Below are 20,523 nucleotides of genomic sequence, written 5' to 3' on the forward strand. Positions count from 1 at the left end.
ATGCTATGAAAATACTTTAAGTATCCCATGGTGTGTAAATAGTATTTGGGGGGTGTTCGATAAACAATCAATCAATTTCATTGTTGGGAGTAATTTTATGAAGAATTATCGTCCAGTTTTTAATTATGCACTCGCACCCCTTCTGGTTGTTGCACTCATTGGTTCAGGCGGAGCGGTTGCGTCAGCAGCTAGTTCTACCAACGGGTCTTCAGTTGGGACCGAGCATCAGGTGGTGGGTAAAGAAATTCTCAATAGAGATGAAGCCGGCCAATTCGAAAGTCTCCTTGATGAGACAAGAAGACTGGCAGGTAAGCAGCCCTTAAGGGTCAATGAATTTTTAGCAAGAGTGGCCCAACATTATGCTCAAAGAATGGCCTCCGGCGACGCGGCATATGTGCATAATCCATACTATTCCAAGCAGATTCCAGCTGGTTGGTCTCGTTGCGGTGAGAACATCGTCAAAAGAGGCAACAAAGATATACCCGCAATGCATCAGTCATGGGTGGATAGCCCAGGGCACTACGGAAACATGATAGGGGATTACACGGATGTAGGCATAGGATTTGCTACATCGAGTTCCGGAGAAGCTTTTGCTGTCCAAGTTTTCGCAAAGTACAAATAATTTTTACAGGGCCTCTTCCGAGATGAAAAATCGAAATCTCTTCTGAGCTAGCATTTCCGACGTATTTTTGCCTCAGGTAATGAAAATCCGAGCAGTAATTACTATAAAAAATTATGAGCGTGTAGAGCTTGGATGACTACTCAACTGCGGGTTTGCTTTAGCTATAAGAAGTCTGGATGAAGGTGAGACTCAATTCATAGAATTCTAGGAACTGATGTGGAGATGGCTCAGGCCATACATGAATTTGCTATACCCTAGTTATTCTTTGCAGTTTATCAGCCAAAACACTGGTTAAGATAAGTAGGCTTTGCGATATTGCAAAGCCTACTTATCGTCCGTGGTGGTCGCGGCGAACCGCAGAGTCACGGTGTCTTTCACTGCGACCTCCTCTCAGTAGATGAGGGCTCAGCCCTGCGGGTCGCTGGGCGGAGCCGGCGCTGATGAATCCTAGGCCCATAGCAAGAACACCGGCTGCGGCGAGCGAAAGACTTTTCTTCCCAAAAGATAAAACCATGTTTTTATTTTTCATACGAGAAAAGTACCTCGAGGGGCCTATGAATAAAGAGGGTCGATGCTGTGATTACTATGAGCGAAATTGATCCAGCTTTGCTCGATATCGCAGTGCAGCTGCAGATATTCTCCAACAGAATCCCGTCATCGGTTCTGAGGCGTCTAAATGTGTTTGGGATCGGCCGGGATTGACAGAATGCGGCAAGACCGGAAACGCAACTGCCGGAGATGTACCGGTTCATTTCTGGCCTCTGGGAGCCAATCCGCTCCCTGTTCTGGCCTGTTGCTTCTGCACTCAGCACTGAAAAGGCTTCCCACTCTGGCTATTGGGGGGTACCAGAGTGGGAAGCCGGAGATAAATATACAGACTTCTACATGGAGTGCAAAATCGGCGCTGGCAGAACCGAGCCGCACCTGTTTCGAAGAGACTAGGCTGGTGGTAGAAGTGAATAGTTCACGTTGATCCCTTGTCTAGGTACGGAGGAACCATGCCCGCTCAGATCGGTGTTACCGGACTCGCTGTGATGGGGGCCAACCTGGCCCGAAACTTGGCTCGAAATGGCTATACCGTGGCACTGCACAATCGCACCACGGCGCGTACGGACGAGCTGCTGGCGAAACACGGCGATGAAGGTGATTTCGTCCGCACGGAGACTCTGGTCGAGCTGGTCGCCGCTCTGGAACGTCCGCGCCGGGTGCTGATCATGGTCAAGGCCGGGGCTCCTGTGGACGCTGTGATCGAAGAGCTCATGCCGCTGCTTGACGAAGGCGACATCATCATCGACGCGGGTAACTCCCATTTCGAGGCCACTCGCAGGCGTGAAGAAGCTCTTGCGGAAAAAGGCCTGCACTTCGTCGGCGTCGGGGTCTCCGGCGGAGAGGAAGGCGCTCTGCTCGGGCCGTCCATCATGCCGGGCGGCTCTAAGGAGTCCTACGAGGTGCTCGGCCCCATGCTGGAGAAAATCGCGGCCAAAGCCGACGACGGCGAGCCGTGCTGCGCCTGGATCGGCACCGACGGCGCCGGGCACTTCGTGAAAATGGTGCATAACGGCATCGAATACGCGGATATGCAGCTCATCGGTGAGGCTTACGATCTGCTGCGCCAAGGTGCTGGGCTGGAGCCCGCGGAGCAGGCGAAGATCTTCGCCGAGTGGAACCAGGGCACGCTGGCATCCTTCCTCATCGAGATCACCGCCGAGGTGCTCGGCCACGTCGACCCTCAGACCGGCAAGCCTTTCGTGGATATCATCACGGACCAAGCTGGGCAGAAGGGCACCGGCCGCTGGACCGTGGTCTCTGGCCTGGAGTTGGGTTCGCCGATCTCCGGTATCGCGGAATCCGTCTTCGCCCGCGGCCTGTCCTCGCAGACAGCGCAGCGCGCGCAGGCGCAAGAGCTGCTGGCAGGGGAGGAAGGCCGGCCCGCGGTGAGCCCGGAGTTCGTCGAAGACGTCCGGCAGGCGCTTTTCGCATCGAAGCTCGTGAGCTATGCGCAGGGCATGGATATGCTGGCCGCCGCATCCGAGGAATACGGGTGGGATCTCAAACTGGGTGAGATCGCCTCGTTGTGGCGGGAGGGCTGCATCATCCGGGCGGATCTGCTCAAGGACATCACCGCCGCCTACTCCCAGCCGGAACGGCCGGAGAACCTGCTCTTCGCCCCGGCGTTCACCGAAGCCATCAACGATGCTCTGCCGGCTTGGCGGCGCGTGGTGACTGCTGCGGTGCAGATGGGAGTTCCCGTGCCCGTGTTCTCGGCCTCCCTGGCGTACTATGACGGCCTGCGTCGCAAGCGGCTGCCGGCAGCGTTGACCCAAGGCTTACGCGATTTCTTCGGGGCTCATACCTACCACCGCATCGATGCAGACCCGGAGCGGTCGTTCCACACGCTTTGGAGCGAGGGTCGCAGCGAAGTCGAGGCTTAACTTCTGAGGCTTTCCGTGACTTTTGATGTTCTACGTATCGCATCAAAAGTCACGGAAAGCCTCAAAAACCGGTCTAGGTAGACGGACGGCTCAGATATAGATTGCCGGGTCGACGTACTCGGCTGGATCCACTGCCGGTGCGGTTTCTTTGCGTGCATCCCGGTGCCGCCAGGTAGCCGGTATGCCCGTGATGATCGATTCCGGCGGGGCGTCCTTGACCACGACGGCGTTGGCGCCAACAGCGCTATCCGAGCCGATGCTGATGGGCCCCAGGATTTTCGCACCGGCACCGATCGTGACCCGGTCGCCGATGGTGGGGTGGCGCTTGACCTTCGCCAGGGAGCGCCCGCCCAGGGTCACGCCCTGATAGATCATGACATCGTCGCCGATCTCGGCGGTCTCGCCGATCACCACGCCCATTCCGTGGTCGATGAAGAATCGTCTGCCGATGGTGGCACCGGGGTGGATGTCCACCCCGGTGAGCCAGCGGGTGAGCTGGGAAAGCGCCCGTGCGGGGAAACGCAGTGTCGGCTTATGCCACATCCGATGGGTCAGCCGGTACATCCAGATAGCGTGCATCCCGGAATAGATGAAGACGTTCTCCGCGCTGCTGCGGGCTGCCGGGTCGTGAGCAGCAGCGGTCTTCAAGTCTTCCCGCACTCGGGAAAAGAAAGTCATTGGCCAGCCTCATGTTGTCTGCGAACCTCAGTCAGCCTCGGATGTCGTCGTAGAGAACCGTGGAGATGTAGCGTTCGCCGAAGTCGCAGACTACCGCGACGATCAGCTTGCCCGCGTTCTCCGGGCGCTTCGCCAATTCCAGAGCACCCCAGACGATAGCCCCCGAGGAGATACCGCCCAGAATACCTTCCTTGGTCCCGAGTTCTCTCGCCACCCGGATCGAATCCTCCAGTGACGCGTCCAGGACTTCGTCGTAGACCCCGGTATCGAGCACTTCCGGGACGAAGTTCGCGCCGAGCCCCTGAATCTTATGCGGCCCGGGTGAGCCGCCGTTGAGGATCGGGGAGTCCTTCGGCTCGACGGCCACGATCTGGACTTCCGGCTTGCGCTCCTTAAGCACCTGCCCCACGCCGGTGATCGTCCCCCCGGTGCCGACACCGGAGACGAAGATATCAATTTTCCCGTCAGTGTCCGTCCATACCTCTTCCGCCGTAGTGGTGCGGTGGACCTCCGGGTTAGCCGCATTGGCGAACTGCTGGGCCCAGATCGCGTTATCGGTCTGCGCCACGATCTCCTGGGCTTTCTCCACGGCCCCGCGCATACCCTCCGAACCCGGGGTGAGCACGATTTGCGCGCCGTAGGCGCGCAGCATCACCCGGCGCTCGGTGGACATGGTCTCCGGCATGGTGAGGATGACCTTGTAACCGCGGGCGGCTCCAACCATCGCGAGTGCTATTCCGGTATTGCCCGAGGTGCCTTCGACGATGGTGCCGCCTGGCTGCAGCGCGCCGGATGCTTCTGCGGCATCGACGATCGCGGTTCCGATGCGGTCTTTGACGCTATTGGCCGGGTTGTAGAACTCCAGTTTGACGGCCACCGTGGCATCCAGGCCCTCTGTCAGCCGATTCAGTTTCACCAGAGGGGTGCGGCCAACCAGTTCGGTTACGTTCTCGTAGATCTTCGCCATGGTCATCTCTCCCGGTATCGACTTCTTCTGCAGACTTATCGGCCAGCCTAATCGCAGCGTCAAGGCGTCGCGAAGCAGCTTCAGGGAAGCAGCCACGCAGAGTAATATTTCCGGGCTTTGGCCAGCTTCGGGTTGATGATCACCTGGCAGTAGCCCTGTTCAGGGTGCTTGGCGTAGAAGTTCTGGTGGTATTCCTCGGCCGGGTGGAAAACCGACAGCGGGGAGATTTCGGTGACGATTGGGTGCTCCCAGAGCGGTTGCGCCTTCTCGATGGCCTTGCCGAAGATCCTCTTCTGCTCGTCGTCGCTATAGAACATCGATGAGCGGTACTGCGTGCCCACGTCGTACCCCTGGCGGTTGAGCGTCGTCGGATCATGGCCGGTGAAGAACAGCCCGAGGATCACTTCTTCGGGCACTTGGGTTTCATCGAAAGTGACCGCGACGACCTCTGCATGACCGGTGCCCCCGGCAGAGACCGATTCGTAATCCGGGTCAGCGGTACGGCCTCCCGTGTAACCGGAGACGACGTCGGAGACTCCTTTGGTTTTCTGGTAGATAGCGTCGAGGCACCAGAAGCAGCCTGCGCCTAAGATGAAAGTTTTCACATCTGTTTCAACCACGGGCACCCCTGGGGCCTTCCCGGGATTCCTCATGAATTTTCTGAAATGCCTCCGGCCCTCACCGGTGGCCAGGACCGCCATGCTTAGGATGGTTCATATGGAGGAGCAAGAGGTTGTACCCGCGCTTGCCCAGGTGATGCTCGCAACCGAGGAGCTCTGGCCGGAATCCTTGGCCGAGGACTGGGACGCGGTGGGACTCGTCGTCGGCAGGCCCGGAGCTCCGGTATCCAGGATTCTTTTCGCGGTGGATCCTACCGTGGATGTTGTCGCCGAGGCCCTGGACTGGGGCACTGATCTCATCATCGCGCATCATCCGCTGTTCCTGAAGGGCGTGAACTCTGTTGCCGCGACCACCGGCAAAGGCCAGGTGGTTCACCAGCTGATCGAGAACAGTTGCGCTCTGCTGACTGTGCACACCAATGGTGACAGCGCTGTGGGCGGCGTCTCCGACGTGCTCGCCGACGCCTTGGAGCTGGAGGAAGTCACTCCGTTGCAGGCCGCTCAGCGCGGCTTGCCGGAGGAAGGCATCGGCCGGGTCGGCGATCTGTCCCAGGCGATGACCCTCGGCGATTTCGCCCAGCGGGTCTTCAGCGTGCTGCCGGCAGTCGCCGGGGGAGTGCGGGTTGCCGGAGACCGCCAGGCACTGGTCCGACGAGTGGCGGTCTGCGGAGGTGCGGGGGACTCCCTGCTCGGAGCAGCGCAGAAGAGCGAAGCCGACGTCTTCGTCACCGCGGATCTGCGCCACCATCCGGCTTCCGAAGCCGGGGAGCATGAGGTTCGGGGCGGTCAGGGGGCAACATCCGGCCGCCCCTACCTGATCGACGTTTCGCATTTCGCCTCGGAGTGGCTCTGGCTGCCCGCGGCGGCGAAGGCTCTCGGCAATGTGCTGGGGGATCAGGGTTTCGCCGTGGAACTGCGGGTGAGCCAGAGCAACACCGACCCCTGGGATTTCATTCTGACTCCCGGCCGTTCCTGAGCCTCTCCCCGGAGCATGATCGAGCCGTGAGCGCCTGATCTAAGCTCCTCGTCGAGCGCGGATTGCTCATGGCCGCGGTCGGAAAGCATAAACTAGATGGACTGGCCGGGCGGTATCGCACCGGCGCGATGAGAATAATGAGGGATAGGTAATGGCTAAGGCACCGGCCGCGGAGCAGCTCAGACTCCTGGAATTACAAGCCCTGGATGGTCAGCTCAAAAGCTTGGCGGGGCAGGCCCGGCAGCTGAAAGAAGACCCCAAACTTGCGGCACTGACCGCGGAGGCCGCGGCTGCTGAGGCCGATGCTGACCGGTTGTCCTTGGAGCGTTCTGATGCCCAGAGCGCGGTCAAACGCTCCGAAGAAGATGTGGAGCGGGTGGTCTCCCGCATCGAACGGGACGAGACCAGGCTCAACGCTGGCGGTCTTTCGAAGGATCTCATGGCTTTGCAGACGGATCTTGAAGCGCTGGCCCGCCGCCGTGCCGAACTCGAAGACATCGAACTGGCCTTGATGGAATCCCTCGAAGAAGTCACGGAGCGGCATGAGAAGCAGCAATCCGTAGCGGATCAGAGGCGACAAGAACGGGATGCCCTACGTACTGAACTTGGCGCCCGGCTGCGGGAAGTGACTCAGCAGCAGGAAGCTACGGCGACCCAGCGGCAGGAGCTCGCCGCTAGTTTCGCCCCGGAGCTGTTGAGTGTTTACGTAAAGACCCTGGAACGCCGCGGAATCGGTGCGGCCAGGCTTTTCCATGGTCTCTCCGAAGGTTCCGGGATGAGGCTGAGCCCAGGGGATCTGGCCGAGATCGGCAAAGCGGCAGAAGACGATATCGTCTTCTGCCCGGATTCAGGGTGCATCCTGGTGCGTTCTTCGGAATGGGGCTGAGGCTTTAGCTATCCCTTTTTTGCGAAGCTGACCCCTTCGGGCAGGATCAGTGACAGCGTGTGAGCGTTTTTGCCCTTGGCGGGGGATAGCTCTGCTTCCCAGCGCTCCTGAGCGGCTTTCAGCAAAGCCTCGGGGCTGCCGGGGGTTTTGCCTCGCCGGGTCAGCAGGTGCCGGGCCAGTTCGCCGCGGGTGTGCTTTGCGAAGTGCGAGACTACGGATCGTTTGCCATTCCGCAGCTGGAACACTTTCACTTCCACGGAGCGTTCCGCAGGGGCGACCCACATCGCGGCGTATCCGCTCGAGCGGCAATCGATGATCAGCTCTCCTTCAGCACGTGCATTCAGGCTCGCCGTGAGCTGCTCTCGCCAGTAGCCGGCCAGGCGCCCGGTGCCGGGCAGGCCGGCGGAGATCGGCAGCCGGTAGGCGGGGATCGAGTCCGCGAAACTGACCGCCCCCCAGAGCCCGGAGAAGACGATGATCGCCTCCTGCGCCTTCTTCCGTTGCGCAGCGGTCATCCCGGGGTAGTCGAGGGCGTCGTACAGTACGCCGCTGTACACCTTGTGCGCGGGGGCCGCCGCAGCGGTGTGCACGCGCAGATTGTGCTCGAGTTGCTCACCGAGCGAAGCGCCGAGGCCTAGCTCTGCCAGGCCGTCGGGGTGAGCGGAGATTTCTTGCAATCCGTGAGCCGCTTGTCGGCGGGCCGCGGTCAGCTCGGGGAAAGACAACCCCTCCCAGTCCACAGCAGCGCCACTGGTAGCGGGGGTTTTTCCTTCGGAGGCGGGAAGCAGAATCAGCACGGGCACCGAGTCTATCCGCCCGAACGGGAAGATTTCATCTCCGAAGCCGCTGTGACCAAGCTCATATTCGGGCCGGTTGGCGGTGGTCAAGGGCGCTGAGAAAGCCCTGGTAGCGTTGATGAAGCAAGAATTCGGACCAACGAAGTTTCGATTCAGGAAGGACCCTCTGTGACAGTCAATCCCGCCCTCGCCTATAACACCTGGGCACGACGGGAGGCCATGGCTGAAGCCATGATCCCGCTTATCGGCCGGCTCTACCGCGAGAACAACGTGATCACCAGTGTTTACGGTCGCTCGCTCATCAATCAGTCGGTCATCGATATTCTCAAAGCGCATCGCTGGGCGCGTCAGATCGACGATGTCGAGCTCCCGGTCGAGGAGACGCTGCCGATGCTGGAGGCCCTGTCCCGGCTCCGGCTGGGGCCGGCGTCAGTGGACCTCGCCCGGCTGAGCCTCCGGTATAAAGCTCAATTGGCCGATGGCGAAGAGCTGACGCTTGAGGAATTTCTGCGCGAGGAGCTCGCCGAGACCGTTGATCGGCAGGGCAGTGACGAGCGGACCAGCACGGACGTCGTGCTCTACGGTTTCGGGCGCATCGGCCGGCTGTTGGCAAGGATCATGATCGAGCACGAAGGTGGGGGCAATGGCCTGCGGCTGCGCGCCATCGTGGTCCGTAAGGGCTCGGAGCAGGATCTGATCAAGCGGGCCAGTCTGTTGCGCAGGGACTCCGTGCACGGGCCCTTCAATGGCACCATCACGGTGGATCCGGAGAACAACACGCTCCTGGCAAACGGCACCCTGATCCAAATGATCTACGCGGACAATCCAGCAGCCGTGAATTACACGGCCTACGGTATCGACAACGCGCTCGTCGTGGATAACACAGGGCGTTGGCGAGATGCTGACGGTCTGGCGCAGCACCTGCAGAGCCCGGGCGTTGCCCGGGTCTTGCTGACCGCCCCGGGCAAGGGCGACCTGAAGAACATCGTGCACGGGATCAACCATCAGCAGATTGCCGATACGGACCATATCGTTTCCGCGGCGTCCTGTACGACGAACGCGATCACCCCGGTGCTCAAAGTGCTCAATGACAAGTACGGCATTGAGCACGGCCATGTGGAGACGGTGCACTCCTTCACCAATGATCAGAATCTCACCGATAACTTCCATAAAGGCGATCGGCGGGGCCGCTCGGCCGCGTTGAACATGGTGCTCACCGAAACCGGGGCTGCCAAGGCCGTGGCCAAAGCCCTGCCGGAACTGGCGGGGAAGCTCACCGGGAACTCGATCCGCGTGCCCACCCCGGATGTTTCCATGGCCATTCTCAACCTGAGGCTGGAAACCGAGGCTGCCAAGGACGAGGTCAACGCCTATCTGCGCGATATCTCCCTGCACTCCGAGCTGCACCGGCAGATCGATTACATCGATTCGCCGGAGGTGGTGTCGACGGACTTCGTCGGTTCGCGCAGGGCCGGTATCGTCGACGGTCTGGCCACGATTTCCTCGGGCAAGAACTTGGTGCTCTACCTCTGGTACGATAATGAGTTCGGCTATTCCTGCCAGGTGGTCCGGGTGATGGAGGAGATGGCCGGAGTGCATCCGCCGGCTTTCCCCAGCACCTGAGCGCGAGCCCGATACCGTCGGTGCCGGGCCCTAGCGTGGAAGTATGGATTCCAGGCAAGGGCACGGCACGGTATCAGGCAGGCGGCGGACTCCGCAGCTGCTGAGTGCCGACGAACTCGCCCTCTTGGCCAAACTTCTGGGCATCATCAGCCCGGCGGTTGCTACCGCGCTGCTCTTCTTGGCGCGTGATGCGCCGCAGCTGCTGTGGTGGGCCATGGGCATCCTGATGCTCAGTGTCCTCATCCAGATCAGCGCGACCATCTGGGACCGCAGGCTGATCACCCGGGACCGAACGCTGAACAACGTCCTGCATTCCCAGCTGGCTCAGATGGCGTCGATGATCGCCGTGATGCCCGGGCAGCGAGGAGCGGAACGCCATGCCGTGCTGCGGGAGCTCGCCCGGCAGGCGGTGATGGCTCTCGTCCTAGTCTTCCGCAAAGCCAGGGACGTGCGAGCCGTCATCTACTCGCTGGACCCCGATGGCGGCGAGCTCTCCGTGCTCCGCTATGAGGGGCTGCGGCAGCCTCTGGGCGCTTTCCGTGCGGGGGATGGCGGACGGGGAGACAGAGCACTGATGTTCCTGCTGGAATCTGGAGTTCCCTTCCTCTTCGTACCGGATATCCGCAAAGAGCGGCCGGAAGACTACCTGGGCAGCGGCAACGGGTACCGGACGTTCATCTCAGCGCCCATCAGTTGCGACCCCGAGGCGTACGGGATGCTCACCGTGGATGCGGCTCGTCCAGGTGATCTGATCGAGGACGATGTGCAAGTAGTGCGGGCGATGGCGAAGCTTCTAGCCGTCGCTTTCGCGCTCATCGGAGATCTGGAAACAGAACCAGCATCTTGTGTCGTGGAAAGCTCCGGAGAGCGGTCAGCAGACCGTAGAATAGCGGTAGGAGAGGAGGCACCATGACACAACGATCCTTCGGTGTACTGAAACGCCGGACCTCGGGTGCTGCGACGACGGTTCAGGAATCCTCCGATGCTGAGGCGCGTGCCGGTATGGAGCGGATCTGGGAGGAGGCGCTCCGGAGCGCCAAGGCCTCGCAGCGCCGTCGATTGCTCGGACGCTTCGCGAGCACGAAGCCGGTGAGCAGCTTCTCCGCCGAAGTCTGATCAGCTCACCGCCCGTGATGCGCTCACTGAGTGGGTCTCTGCGTTAGACTTGAAGGCTGGATGGGACAGCTGGGCGATCGCGTGTCGTGCACACGACCCGAGGAACGTCCGGGCTCCGTAGAGCAGGGTGGTGGGTAACGCCCACTCGGGGTAACCCGCAGGACAGTGCCACAGAGAAGAGACCGCCGTAGAGCCTCGTGCTCTGCGGTAAGGGTGAAACGGTGGTGTAAGAGACCACCGCTTTCTGGGTGACCAGAAAGGCAAGGTAAACCCCACCCGGAGCAAGGCCAGGCAGGGTGTGTTAGAGGGCTGCTCGTCCGAGCACCCGGGTAGGCCGCTCGAGGATGCCGGCAACGGCCATCCCTAGATAGATGATCGCCTCCTCGTAGCGAGCAATCGCGACGGGAGACAGAACCCGGCGTACAGGCTGTCCCATCCTTCATCCTCTGCCTTGAACAGCCTGCCTCAGCATGAGTGACATCGTACGGGACAATTGATAATCCACAACGGCAGTTTTCGGTCAGGTTTCGGGACGAAACCTTTCCTACGATGGCGATATGCCCCGTCTGGTCTCCACGCTGTTTCGACTGCTGCGCAGCTACCTTCTCTGGTTGCCCGCCGTAGGCCTGCTCTGCGGTTTCCTGCTGGGTGCACTCGTAGGCGCCACGGAGTATCTCCGTCTTGTCGATGCGATGAAAACGCAGATCGTAGCCGATCCGGGGGAGTCTGGAGGTCCGGTGCTCCGCATCCAACCCGCACCAGCTCTGGCACTGCTCGAGGGTCTGCCGGTCAAGGTCAAGGAAACTCAACACCGCTACGACCGGAGCAGCTTCGGCACGGCGTGGGCGGACGTCGATCGCAATGGCTGCGACACCCGTAACGATATCCTGCGGCGCGACCTGCTGGAGCCTTCGAGCGAGGCCGAGTCAGGGTCAGAGTGCGTTATCGGCTCGGGCCTTCTCCGTGACCCGTATACCGGCCAGGAGATCAGCTTCCGCCGGGGCGGCAGCACTTCTGCACAAGTGCAGATCGACCATGTCGTCGCACTCTCTGACGCCTGGCGCTCCGGTGCTGCGGAGCTGAGCGCCGAACGCCGTCTGGCCCTTGCCAACGATCCGCTCAATCTGCTCGCGGTAGACGGGCCGGCGAATCGCCGGAAAAGCGATGCTGATGCCGCCGCTTGGCTGCCCCAGGAAGCATTTCGCTGCCATTACGTGGCGCGGCAAGTCTCGGTCAAAGCCAGCTATGGTCTCTGGGTGGACAGTGGCGAACGAGCCGCGATGTTGAGCGTGCTCAGAAGCTGCCCAGAGACGATGAGCATGCCGTCCGCACTGTGATTTCAGGGGTATCTGCTGTCAGGAGAATCCGCCGAGGTCAAGATAGCCCTGAACGATGCGCCAACTGCCCCCGCTCTCGATCCGCTCGGTGACGATGCGTTGCAATGTGGTCGCCCGCGGTAGGGCCGAAACATCGTGATGCTCCCGGGTCCGGAAAACGAAGTATACGGCGTCCTCGTTGCTTTCCTTACCGGTGCCATAAGGTGTGAACAGCCTCGAAAACTGGCTGATGTTAGCGTGCGCCGGCAGCTGCTCAACCAGATATGGGTCCAGCAGCCAGGAGACGCAACGGGCGTATCGCACGGGCTGTTCCGGGAAGAACTCTGCAAAGAACCCCGGAGCTGCCAGCAAGGAGCTCAGCACCTCAGGCGCAGTGAGTGGGCCCGATTCGGGGATATGGATGTTCAGGATATTCGCTTCAGTGCTTATTTCGCCGTCCAGGGCCTTCAACTCAGCGGGCATGGAGCCCAGTTGGAACTGCAATCGACCCAGCTGATACAGCATGCCGCTGGCCTGCTCGGCCAACCACTGCCAGGTCTCGATGCCAAAACGGCCTAGAGTGCGGCGAGAGATCGCTGTCTGACGGCCGATATCGGCCATGGTTTGCTGGATTACCGAGTCCGGAATATTCCGTTCCCGGTACCAGGCCAGTTGCTCGGGTAAGAAGCGCAGATACGCTTCCAGCCAGAGCAGTTCTTCCGCGCTGCTCTGCCAACCACTGCCACGCGTCTCTTCTCGCGCCGACGGGGGCGTGCTGAGTGCTGGGAGGTCGCTGCGCCCTAGGCGCTCCCGGAGCAGTTGGAGGCACGAGGAAGTCGCTTCATCCGGCGCGGTAGCGAGCAGAGGTACGGCTTCGGCATAGTCTTCTGCTTCGAAGGCGGCCAGCTCGAGGAGCTGTTCTGCAGATCCGGCGAGGAGAGGTTCAGGCACGTTGGGTACCAGCGACTAATGCCCGAAGGGGTCCGGATCCACACCGGGCATCCAGCTTTGGCCCGGTACGCCCCAGCCCCGGTCTTTGGTGATCCTGCGCACTTTGCGCTGATGACGGTCAGCGACTCTGTCCACATAGAGCTTGCCGTCAAGGTGGTCGTACTCGTGCTGCAGACAACGTGCGAACCAGCCAGTCGCCTCGAACTGCAGCGGCTCGCCCTGTGCGTCGAATCCGTTGATCCGGACCCACTCGGCTCGTTTGAGCGGGAAGTGCTCACCGGGAACGGAGAGGCAGCCTTCAGACTCGGTATCTGGATCCGGCATATTGCCCGAGACTTTTCCCACGACCAGCGAGGGGTTCACGACGACCCCTTGTGCCGGCACGCCGTCCTCGTTTTCCATGGCGTAGACGAAAACCCGCAGACCCACGCCGATCTGCGGTGCAGCGAGGCCTGCGCCATGAGCGGCGGCATTCGTTTCATGCAGATCCGCGATGAGCTGCTGAAGCTCCGCGTCGAACTGCTGAACCTCGGCAGCACGCTGGTGTAAGACCGGCTCGCCCAGGATCACCACGGGATGAATTGCCATATTCGGCTCCTTGGATAACGATCGAGGCACGGTTCCCAGCAAAACCCAGTTGTGGTGAACCGGTGCTTTCGCTTAAGCGGCAATGCTGGCCCTGCTCAAAGACTCCTCTGAGCGAGGCCAGCATTCCTTCTGACTGGGGTGAGTAACGGGGTTTGAACCCGCGACCTCCTGGACCACAACCAGGCGCTCTGCCAACTGAGCTATACCCACCATGTGTCTGCGGCCTGCGCTGACAACGCCTTTTAGTCTACAACCTTCTCGCCAGTGCTCGTGACATCCGCTGTGGCTGCGTCATCGGAGGACGGCCCGGATCCGGGGTCGAACTGCGCGGCGATGGTTTTGGCGGTGGCGCTGTCCGGCCCCGGAAGGGGCACGAAAACCGTTTGCCGGTAATACCGGAGTTCAGCGATGGAATCCTTGATATCCCCGAGTGCGCGGTGGCCGCCGTGTTTGGCGGGGGCCTGGAAATACGCGCGGGGGAACCAGCGCCGGGCCAACTCCTTGATTGTGGAGACATCGACGATCCGGTAGTGCAGATGCTGCACCACATCGGGCATATCCCTCGCCAGGAACATCCGATCCGTGCCGACTGAGTTGCCGGCCAGTGGTGCTTTGCCGGCGGTGGGGACATGCTCGCGCAGATAGGCCATGACCTCGGATTCGGCTTCTGCCATGGAGATGCCCGCAGGCAGCACCTCGAGCAGTCCCGAGGTGGTGTGCATGGAGCGCACAACATCGTTCATCTGCTCTAGTGCGGCTTGGTCCGGGCGGATCACAACTTCCACGCCTTCGCCGAGGACATTGAGCTCGGAGTCGGTGACCAGTACGGCGACTTCGATGAGCGCATCGGCGTCGAGGTCTAGTCCGGTCATTTCGCAGTCAATCCACACGATTCGATCAGTTGAAGTAGGCACGCGATCAATCTACCGCTTTGGCGGGGTAAAATCTTTCGAGGTTCTTCTGCGGCTTCATGTCGTATCAGCGTATCCGGGAGGTGGAAACAGGGTGAGCGGTGGGGCGGCTGCGGAACAGCGTTCTGGCGCAGTGACTTCTGCGCTGCGCTGGTTGAAGTCCCTGTGGACGGTGCCGCCGCCGGATGGAGTGAACCAGCCAGCGCACTGGGCGATCTGGCAGGGGTTCGTCGGATCTCTTTTCATGACCATCGGTTCCTTCGGGACCGGCTGGCTCAACGTCTCTTCCCCGCTCACCCGGAACCCCTTCTTCATCGCCATGCGAACCGAGGGCTGGGGCGTGACGATCTCCACCCTGCTGCTGGCCTTCGGCGCAATGCTCCTGGTCCGCTCGTGGCTGCGCCTGGGCCAGCGGCTCAGGTATTGGGGCAGGGAAGCGCTCCGGCCGGTGGTGTGGGCGCTCGTCGCCTGGAGTCTGCCACTGTTCTTCGCGGTGCCGATCTACTCTCGGGATGTTTACGCCTATAACGGCCAGGGCCGTCTGATGGTGGAGAATATCAATCCCTACGAACAAGGGATTGCGGCGCTGAACAACTGGTTCCAGCTCGGGGCAGATCCGATGTGGTCGGCCACCCGGACCCCGTACGGCCCGTACTTCCTCTGGATGGAGCGCTGGGTCGTCCAGCTCTCCGGGGGAGATGCCGACTACGCGGTGCTGCTCTTCCGCCTGCTCGCTGTGGCGGGCATGGCGATGACCGCGTACTACGTCTACAAGGTCGCGCAGCTGCACCATATCGACGGCGGCCGGGCGATCTGGATCGCCGTGGCTAACCCGCTGTCCATCATCAGCTTCGTCGCCAGCGCGCATAACGACTCGCTGATGGTTGGCTTCGCCCTGGCAGCCGTGTATTACACTGCCAAGGGCAAGTGGGCGCTGGGCATCGTCATGGCGTGTCTGTCCATCGGCATCAAGCCGATCACGGTCATCATCCTGCCTTTCATCGGGCTGCTCTGGGCCGGCAAGGGCGCCAGCTGGAGCCGCAAGATCCTCTGCTGGATCGGCACTGCTGCCGGAACGGCGCTGATACTGGGCCTTAGTGGGCTCGTCTATGACCTCGGCTGGGGCTGGATCAAGGCGATCTTGGACCCGACCCCGGGATTCATCGCCTATACGCCCTCCGGGTTCACCAGCAATATCATCGCTTCCATCACGAGTTCCCTGGGTCTGGACGGCGGCAGCATCGCGGACGGCTTCCGCGGCATCGTCAAATGGGTCGGCGTGCTGATCGCCGTGGTCCTGATCTTCCGCGGAGACGACAGCAAGGTGATCCGCAGGCTGGGCCTGGCCTTCGCGGCCATCGTGATGCTCAACGCGATCATTCAGCCCTGGTACGTGCTCTGGTTCATTCCGTTCCTGGCGGCAACCGGCATTCGGAACGACTGGCAGATCAAATCCTGGTACATAGTGGTCGTGTTCTTCGTGGTCTTCGGAGCCCAGGATCAGCTCAATATCTGGCAGTTCGTCAACACTCCGGTGGAGCCGGCCACAATCACCGCTGCGGTGACCTTCCTCTTCGTGCTCTACCTGCTGCTGCTGGATCCAAAAACCCGAAGACTGCTGGTCCACTTCCAGGCACCGGCGGAGCACAAAGCCAAGGCCGCAGCGACGCCCAAGTCGAGTGCCGGAACCGCCGATGACGGTCAGCACAACAAGGTTTCCAGCGGAACATCCGGATAGGCTCCGGGGCAACCGCAGCCGGGGCTGGCCCGACTGAATCAGCGGCTTTCTATGACTTCTTGCGACTCGCTGTCCGCAGCATGCACCGCCCGGCTCGAATCGATCAGGCGCTTGGCCGACCAGATGAACAGGATCACCAGCAGCGCATTGCGCACTGTGAGTACAAAGGCCATCAGCGGGTTGTAATGGGAAAGCGCATCGTAGAAAAGCGGGTAGATGAAGTACGTCGTCACCGCGATACCGGTGAGCATCAGCGTCGGGAAGCGCCATTGACGCCAATCCTTAGCCAGGCCCAGGGCGACCACCGGGCCCAGCCACACCATGAACTGCGGCGAACCGACTTTGTTGAAGACGATAAAAGCACTCACCATCGCCAGGGAGCCGAGCAGCAGCAGATCGGTACGGTCCACAGCAAGCGCTGCCGGATCGTTCATATCGAATGAGCGGTGGCGCTGATGCAGAACCCAGAAGATCAGTGCTGCTACGGCGAGGGCGACCACGATGAAAAGCGGCTGCATCAGTGCAGACGCCACGGTGCTGCCCGGGCCGTCCACCTGCATCGAGTTGATCTCAGTGTTCATGTACATCCGGGCGCCGCCGATGTTCAGCACTGACATCCAGAGCCAGGGCGTGGTGAACGTCGCTTCCAGCTGCATGCCCCGGGAACCTTGCGTGGTCAGGAAGTTGAGCAGCCGCGGGGCTACGCCCATGGCCAGGGCGGTGAGCGTCACGCCAGCGGTGATCAGGATGCCACCGAGGGCAACCTTCCAGCGATCGCGAACCACGGCGAAGAGAGGCAGCAGCACGGCAGCCGGCCAGATCTTCATCCAGGTGGCTACGGAGAGGATCAGCGAGGCGGCCAGCGGGCTGGCGACGCCGAAGGCCAGGCCAATCAGCACTATGGGAGCGGTGATGCCGTCTAGTCGGGCGAAGCCGAGCATGCCCATGATGGCGATGAAACTCAGCCACCACCAGCCGGCTCGGATGCCCGGCAGGCTCTTGCCCCAACGGGTCAACACTCCTAGCGCCAGGGCATTGAGCGCAGCGGTCAGCAGTACCCAGAGCGCTAGAAAGGGCCCGGGGCCGAGTAAACCGGAAAGCCAGATGGGCAGCAGGCCAAGGATCGGATAGACCCAGGGTGAGGGTTGCACCTCCAACGGGAAATCGGCTGCTGCCCAATCGCGATATATGTTGGTGTCGCTGAAAGCCTGGCCCTGAAAGACGAAAACCAGCATGTAGGCGAGGTAGCCGAAGTGGATGAGCAGGAAGCCGGTCCAGATCCCAGCGGAGGTCAGCAGCCAGGACTGCAGCCGTTCGGGGATGACCGCATCGCGGGCTTTGGCGATAGCTCGGTAGATGCTTTCAGTTTCCACGGAAACGCTGTTCTCCTCGGCTGGGCTTGTTAGGACTGGATTGGATAAGAGCAGGTGGGCACCGGCGGGCACTCCAGTCTAACTGGCATCTGGGCTGAGGCCGGTTCTGTACAGACTCCGCCGCTTCTTCTGCCGTGACCGGGTCGCGCTCCCGGCCCAGCTGCTTTTGCATCGGTGAATGCTAAAATCGGGGCAATCTGTGGAAGCAGAAACTGCCGGGAGATAGTGGCGGCAGCTACGGCGCTGACGCGCTGACCCGGTGCTTAGCCACTGCTCAAGAAGCTATGGGCTCATGATGAAGGACGGCCATGACGCGTGATACTGCCGAGCGCCCGGCTGGGAAACCAGCTGCTGCGGTGCTCGAGCATGCGCCGGCCCGGCGGATCAAAGACATTCCAGGCCGCGGTGCAGTAGCTGTCTGGCAGGGTTTCGTCGGTTCCGTGCTCATGATGCTCGGTGGCTTCGGAGTCGGCTGGACGACCTTGGATTCACCGATCATCCGTTTGCCTTTCCTGGCCTGGCTGCGGACCTCGGTGCCGATGCTGATCCTGTGCATCACGATCCTGGCCATCGGCGGCATCTTGATGGTCCGTGCCTGGTTGCGCCTGGGGCAGCGGGTCAAAGACTGGCAGCTGGTCGATCGCAGGGTCCTGTACAAGGTGACGGTGCTCTGGTCGCTGCCGTTGATGTTCACTTTCCCTCTTTTCAGCAGGGATGTCTACGCGTATATCGGCCAGGGCCGGCTCATGGTCGCAGGAATCGACCCGTACAAGAACGGCATATCTTCCCTGACCGGGTATTTTTCTTTCGGAGCCGACACCCTCTGGACTGAAGCCCCCACCCCTTATGGCCCCGTCTTCCTCTGGATCGAGCAAGCAGTGGTCTGGATCACCGGGGGAGACTTCCGAAGCAATGGAATGCTAGAACTGGCGGTTTTCCTGTTCCGGGTGGTCACCGCTGCGGGGGTGCTGCTATGCGCCTATTACCTGAGCAAGCTCGCCGATCATTTCGGGTTCAACGCTTCCCGGAGTCTTTGGCTGGCCGTGGCCAATCCGCTCTTCGTCATCAATTTCGTCGCCAGCGTGCACAATGATGCGCTGATGCTCGGCTTCGCTCTCGGCGGCATCTACCTGGCTCTGACCCGCAGGCCTATTCTCGGCATCGTCCTGCTCACGATCTCGATCGCCATCAAGCCGATCACACTGGTCGCGCTGCCCTTCATCGGACTGATCTGGGCTGGTAAGGGCGCCAGCTGGGGCAGACGCATCGCCTGCTGGACGGGCAGCGTGGCTATCGCCGGCGGTCTGCTGGCGCTGATGGGTTGGCTCAACGGTTTCTGGTTCGGCTGGATCCCCGCTATGTCCACGCCCGGCACACTCTGGATCTGGTACGCCCCGGTGGGGTTGGTCTCGGTCGGCCTGGGGTACCTCATAGGGTTCGTCAACGAGCCGGCCGGGCAGGTGGTCTCCTCGGTGATCCGAGGTGTGGCCCAGCTGGCGGGCCTTGCCGTCGCTGTCTGGTTCATCCTGCGCGGTAAGCACGAGGCGATACTCTGGCGGATGGCGATGGCCTTCACCGCTGTGGTGCTGTCGGCGCCGATGATCCAGCCCTGGTACGTGTTGTGGCTCATGGTGTTCTTCACCGCTGCGGGAATCGATGAGGACTGGCACGTCAAGGTGATGTATCTGCTGACCGTGTTCTTCACCGTGATCGCTCTGACGGATCAGCTCAACTTCTTCGGCTGGCTGCCCGGGTTCAATTGGATGCCGCAGTGGGGCGTGCACGCGGTGGCGATCACCGCCAGTGTCGGTTTCTCGCTCTACATCATGTTCTGGGATCGCAAGACCAAAGACCTTTTCGACTGGCGCCCCCACCTACGCCGCACCGCGAAGCCGGTGAAAAGCTCCTGAGGGAAGAAACCCGGGGAGACCAAAAGGGAACAGCAGGGAACATCGAGAGGAACAGTTGCCGCGCTACAGCGAGCGTGCTTGCACAGGTTCTCGTGACTGCGGAATGATCTAGATCACTACTTTATTCCACTTGTACTTCACTGGGGGTTGCCTTGCGTCGTCTTGTCCTATCCTTCATCGCGGCCTTACTCGGCCTAACGCTTCTGATTCCCGCAGCGCCGGCAAATGCGGCTTTACCGAATGTCCCTTCGACCGAAGAGGCGCAGACCCAGCTGGCCGGGCTGGCCGTAGCCCCGAAGGGCCCGATGACGGGCTATTCCCGGCGGCAGTTCCCCACCTGGGCCGGAGTCTCCGGCAACTGCAATGCGCGGGAGATGGTTCTGATCCGGGACGGGGAGAACGTCGAGACTAATCGGGCCTTCAACTCCATCGCCGGCACCTGGTACAGCGCCTACGACGGCGTAAAGATCACGAACTCCTCGGCCGTCGACGTCGATCATATGGTTCCGCTGGCCGAGGCCTGGCGTACCGGGGCGGCGGACTGGACCCCGCAAGAACGCCGGGAATTCGCTAACGACCTGACCCGCCCACAGCTGCTGGCGGTCTCTGCTTCCTCTAATCGTTCCAAGGGCGACCAGACTCCTGCGCAGTGGTTGCCTCCGGAGACTTCTTTCCGCTGCGAATACAGCAAGGCCTGGATCGCTGTGAAGTCCTATTGGAAACTGACTATCGACTCTGCGGAGAAGCAGGCATTGGGGTCTGCCCCGGGTTTGGTTGACATCTGATCTGTGAGGATTCGTCCTCGCTGGAAGGATGTATCTCTTGCCCAAGCCCTATCCGAAAGAGTTCCGTGACGATGTCGTGGCTGTGGCCCGTAAAGCCCGGGCCCCGTTATCGCAGATTGCGAGAGACTTCGGGATTTCCGAAGCCTCGTTGTTCAACTGGCTGAAAAAAGCAAACATCGAAGACGGGCGCGTGCCGGGCCTGACCGAGGACGAGCGTAAGCAGCTCCGCGAGGC

At 61.1% G+C, this 20,523-nt stretch carries 20 protein-coding genes, 1 tRNA gene and 1 other RNA gene; 13 read left to right on the forward strand and 9 right to left on the reverse strand.

Features of this window, described 5'->3' with window-relative positions; translation table 11 throughout:
* Together C501_RS13815 and gndA are read left to right on the forward strand one after the other, a co-directional pair.
* A partial coding sequence (locus C501_RS13815; RefSeq protein WP_211206320.1) for a CAP domain-containing protein occupies positions 1 to 622 on the forward strand: 622 nt, incomplete at its 5' end.
* Positions 623 to 1,620: 998 nt separating this feature from the next.
* Positions 1,621 to 3,054, forward strand: a complete 1,434-nt coding sequence (gndA, locus tag C501_RS0101265) for an NADP-dependent phosphogluconate dehydrogenase (protein ID WP_018133826.1) — start codon at positions 1,621 to 1,623, stop codon at positions 3,052 to 3,054.
* A 90-nt stretch (positions 3,055 to 3,144) separates the two neighbouring features.
* Here the strand turns inward: gndA and epsC are convergent, their stop codons facing one another.
* The 3 genes from epsC to msrA form a co-directional block, all read right to left on the reverse strand.
* Positions 3,145 to 3,732: a serine O-acetyltransferase EpsC gene (gene epsC / locus C501_RS0101270; protein ID WP_018133827.1), complete on the reverse strand. Its 588-nt coding sequence runs from the start codon at positions 3,730 to 3,732 to the stop codon at positions 3,145 to 3,147.
* 31 nt (positions 3,733 to 3,763) lie between these two features.
* Entirely contained in the window at positions 3,764 to 4,699 is a 936-nt protein-coding gene (cysK, locus tag C501_RS0101275) for a cysteine synthase A (RefSeq protein WP_026174476.1), read from the reverse strand.
* A gap of 80 nt (positions 4,700 to 4,779) precedes the next feature.
* Complete coding sequence (msrA, locus tag C501_RS0101280; protein ID WP_026174477.1) at positions 4,780 to 5,304, reverse strand: peptide-methionine (S)-S-oxide reductase MsrA; 525 nt, start codon at positions 5,302 to 5,304, stop codon at positions 4,780 to 4,782.
* A gap of 112 nt (positions 5,305 to 5,416) precedes the next feature.
* On the opposite strand from msrA, the gene C501_RS0101285 reads away from it, so the two are divergent.
* Together C501_RS0101285 and C501_RS0101290 are read left to right on the forward strand one after the other, a co-directional pair.
* A complete protein-coding gene (locus C501_RS0101285; RefSeq protein WP_018133830.1) occupies positions 5,417 to 6,295 on the forward strand; it encodes a Nif3-like dinuclear metal center hexameric protein in 879 nt (292 codons plus the stop codon).
* A 151-nt stretch (positions 6,296 to 6,446) separates the two neighbouring features.
* Positions 6,447 to 7,181, forward strand: coding sequence for a zinc ribbon domain-containing protein (locus tag C501_RS0101290; RefSeq protein WP_018133831.1), 735 nt, complete (start codon positions 6,447 to 6,449; stop codon positions 7,179 to 7,181).
* Positions 7,182 to 7,189: 8 nt separating this feature from the next.
* Here the strand turns inward: C501_RS0101290 and C501_RS0101295 are convergent, their stop codons facing one another.
* Positions 7,190 to 7,978, reverse strand: coding sequence for a YaaA family protein (locus C501_RS0101295; protein ID WP_026174479.1), 789 nt, complete (start codon positions 7,976 to 7,978; stop codon positions 7,190 to 7,192).
* Between the two features lie 168 nt (positions 7,979 to 8,146).
* Here C501_RS0101295 and C501_RS0101300 point away from each other — a divergent pair, with 168 nt between their 5' ends.
* The 5 genes from C501_RS0101300 (at position 8,147) to C501_RS12090 (ending at position 12,054) form a co-directional block, all read left to right on the forward strand.
* On the forward strand, positions 8,147 to 9,601 hold the full coding sequence (locus C501_RS0101300; protein ID WP_018133833.1) for a glyceraldehyde-3-phosphate dehydrogenase: 1,455 nt from the start codon (positions 8,147 to 8,149) through the stop codon (positions 9,599 to 9,601).
* Positions 9,602 to 9,644: 43 nt separating this feature from the next.
* Positions 9,645 to 10,514: a GAF domain-containing protein gene (locus C501_RS0101305; protein WP_018133834.1), complete on the forward strand. Its 870-nt coding sequence runs from the start codon at positions 9,645 to 9,647 to the stop codon at positions 10,512 to 10,514.
* Positions 10,511 to 10,717 carry a hypothetical protein gene (locus C501_RS0101310; protein ID WP_018133835.1) on the forward strand — a complete coding sequence of 69 codons (207 nt, stop codon included), beginning with the start codon at positions 10,511 to 10,513 and terminating at the stop codon, positions 10,715 to 10,717. The genes C501_RS0101305 and C501_RS0101310 overlap by 4 nt, the downstream gene beginning before the upstream one ends.
* Positions 10,718 to 10,778: 61 nt before the next feature.
* Positions 10,779 to 11,156: RNase P RNA component class A (gene rnpB / locus C501_RS13475), an RNA gene on the forward strand.
* A 118-nt stretch (positions 11,157 to 11,274) separates the two neighbouring features.
* Positions 11,275 to 12,054 (forward strand): HNH endonuclease family protein, encoded by a 780-nt coding sequence (locus tag C501_RS12090; RefSeq protein ID WP_018133837.1) that lies wholly within the window; start codon positions 11,275 to 11,277, stop codon positions 12,052 to 12,054.
* A gap of 18 nt (positions 12,055 to 12,072) precedes the next feature.
* Here the strand turns inward: C501_RS12090 and C501_RS0101325 are convergent, their stop codons facing one another.
* The 4 genes from C501_RS0101325 to orn all read right to left on the reverse strand — a co-directional run bounded on the left by C501_RS0101325 (position 12,073) and on the right by orn (position 14,486).
* Positions 12,073 to 12,984, reverse strand: a complete 912-nt coding sequence (locus C501_RS0101325) for an acyltransferase domain-containing protein (RefSeq protein WP_018133838.1) — start codon at positions 12,982 to 12,984, stop codon at positions 12,073 to 12,075.
* A 15-nt stretch (positions 12,985 to 12,999) separates the two neighbouring features.
* Positions 13,000 to 13,572 carry a peptide deformylase gene (def, locus tag C501_RS0101330; RefSeq protein WP_018133839.1) on the reverse strand — a complete coding sequence of 191 codons (573 nt, stop codon included), beginning with the start codon at positions 13,570 to 13,572 and terminating at the stop codon, positions 13,000 to 13,002.
* Between the two features lie 134 nt (positions 13,573 to 13,706).
* A tRNA-His gene (locus C501_RS0101335) sits at positions 13,707 to 13,782 on the reverse strand.
* 32 nt (positions 13,783 to 13,814) lie between these two features.
* The gene (gene orn / locus C501_RS0101340; protein WP_083906497.1) at positions 13,815 to 14,486 is read right to left on the reverse strand and encodes an oligoribonuclease; all 672 of its coding nucleotides are present in this window, start codon (positions 14,484 to 14,486) and stop codon (positions 13,815 to 13,817) included.
* Positions 14,487 to 14,577: 91 nt separating this feature from the next.
* On the opposite strand from orn, the gene mptB (C501_RS0101345) reads away from it, so the two are divergent.
* Positions 14,578 to 16,221: a polyprenol phosphomannose-dependent alpha 1,6 mannosyltransferase MptB gene (gene mptB, locus C501_RS0101345; RefSeq protein ID WP_018133841.1), complete on the forward strand. Its 1,644-nt coding sequence runs from the start codon at positions 14,578 to 14,580 to the stop codon at positions 16,219 to 16,221.
* Between the two features lie 38 nt (positions 16,222 to 16,259).
* On the opposite strand, the gene C501_RS0101350 is transcribed toward mptB (C501_RS0101345), so the two are convergent.
* Entirely contained in the window at positions 16,260 to 17,594 is a 1,335-nt protein-coding gene (locus C501_RS0101350; protein WP_018133842.1) for a glycosyltransferase family 87 protein, read from the reverse strand.
* Positions 17,595 to 17,902: 308 nt separating this feature from the next.
* On the opposite strand from C501_RS0101350, the gene mptB (C501_RS0101355) reads away from it, so the two are divergent.
* The 3 genes from mptB (C501_RS0101355) to C501_RS0101365 form a co-directional block, all read left to right on the forward strand.
* Positions 17,903 to 19,504, forward strand: coding sequence for a polyprenol phosphomannose-dependent alpha 1,6 mannosyltransferase MptB (mptB, locus tag C501_RS0101355; RefSeq protein ID WP_018133843.1), 1,602 nt, complete (start codon positions 17,903 to 17,905; stop codon positions 19,502 to 19,504).
* Between the two features lie 152 nt (positions 19,505 to 19,656).
* The gene (locus tag C501_RS0101360) at positions 19,657 to 20,289 is read left to right on the forward strand and encodes an HNH endonuclease family protein (RefSeq protein ID WP_018133844.1); all 633 of its coding nucleotides are present in this window, start codon (positions 19,657 to 19,659) and stop codon (positions 20,287 to 20,289) included.
* A 37-nt stretch (positions 20,290 to 20,326) separates the two neighbouring features.
* Positions 20,327 to 20,523, forward strand: a 197-nt coding sequence (locus C501_RS0101365; protein ID WP_026174481.1) for a transposase, incomplete at its 3' end; no start/stop codon positions are given.

The sequence above is a fragment of the Acaricomes phytoseiuli DSM 14247 genome, from assembly GCF_000376245.1.
In the GTDB taxonomy this organism is placed as follows: domain Bacteria; phylum Actinomycetota; class Actinomycetes; order Actinomycetales; family Micrococcaceae; genus Renibacterium; species Renibacterium phytoseiuli.

What these genes read in the sequence shown, in the direction of transcription:
- gndA (WP_018133826.1), top strand. Translation starts at nt 1,621, where the DNA reads ATGCCCGCTCAGATCGGTGTTACCGGACTCGCTGTGATGGGGGCCAAC.
- epsC (WP_018133827.1), bottom strand. Translation starts at nt 3,732, where the DNA reads ATGACTTTCTTTTCCCGAGTGCGGGAAGACTTGAAGACCGCTGCTGCT.
- cysK (WP_026174476.1), bottom strand. Translation starts at nt 4,699, where the DNA reads ATGGCGAAGATCTACGAGAACGTAACCGAACTGGTTGGCCGCACCCCT.
- C501_RS0101285 (WP_018133830.1), top strand. Translation starts at nt 5,417, where the DNA reads ATGGAGGAGCAAGAGGTTGTACCCGCGCTTGCCCAGGTGATGCTCGCA.
- C501_RS0101290 (WP_018133831.1), top strand. Translation starts at nt 6,447, where the DNA reads ATGGCTAAGGCACCGGCCGCGGAGCAGCTCAGACTCCTGGAATTACAA.
- C501_RS0101305 (WP_018133834.1), top strand. Translation starts at nt 9,645, where the DNA reads ATGGATTCCAGGCAAGGGCACGGCACGGTATCAGGCAGGCGGCGGACT.
- C501_RS0101310 (WP_018133835.1), top strand. Translation starts at nt 10,511, where the DNA reads ATGACACAACGATCCTTCGGTGTACTGAAACGCCGGACCTCGGGTGCT.
- C501_RS12090 (WP_018133837.1), top strand. Translation starts at nt 11,275, where the DNA reads ATGCCCCGTCTGGTCTCCACGCTGTTTCGACTGCTGCGCAGCTACCTT.
- def (WP_018133839.1), bottom strand. Translation starts at nt 13,572, where the DNA reads ATGGCAATTCATCCCGTGGTGATCCTGGGCGAGCCGGTCTTACACCAG.
- mptB (WP_018133843.1), top strand. Translation starts at nt 17,903, where the DNA reads ATGACGCGTGATACTGCCGAGCGCCCGGCTGGGAAACCAGCTGCTGCG.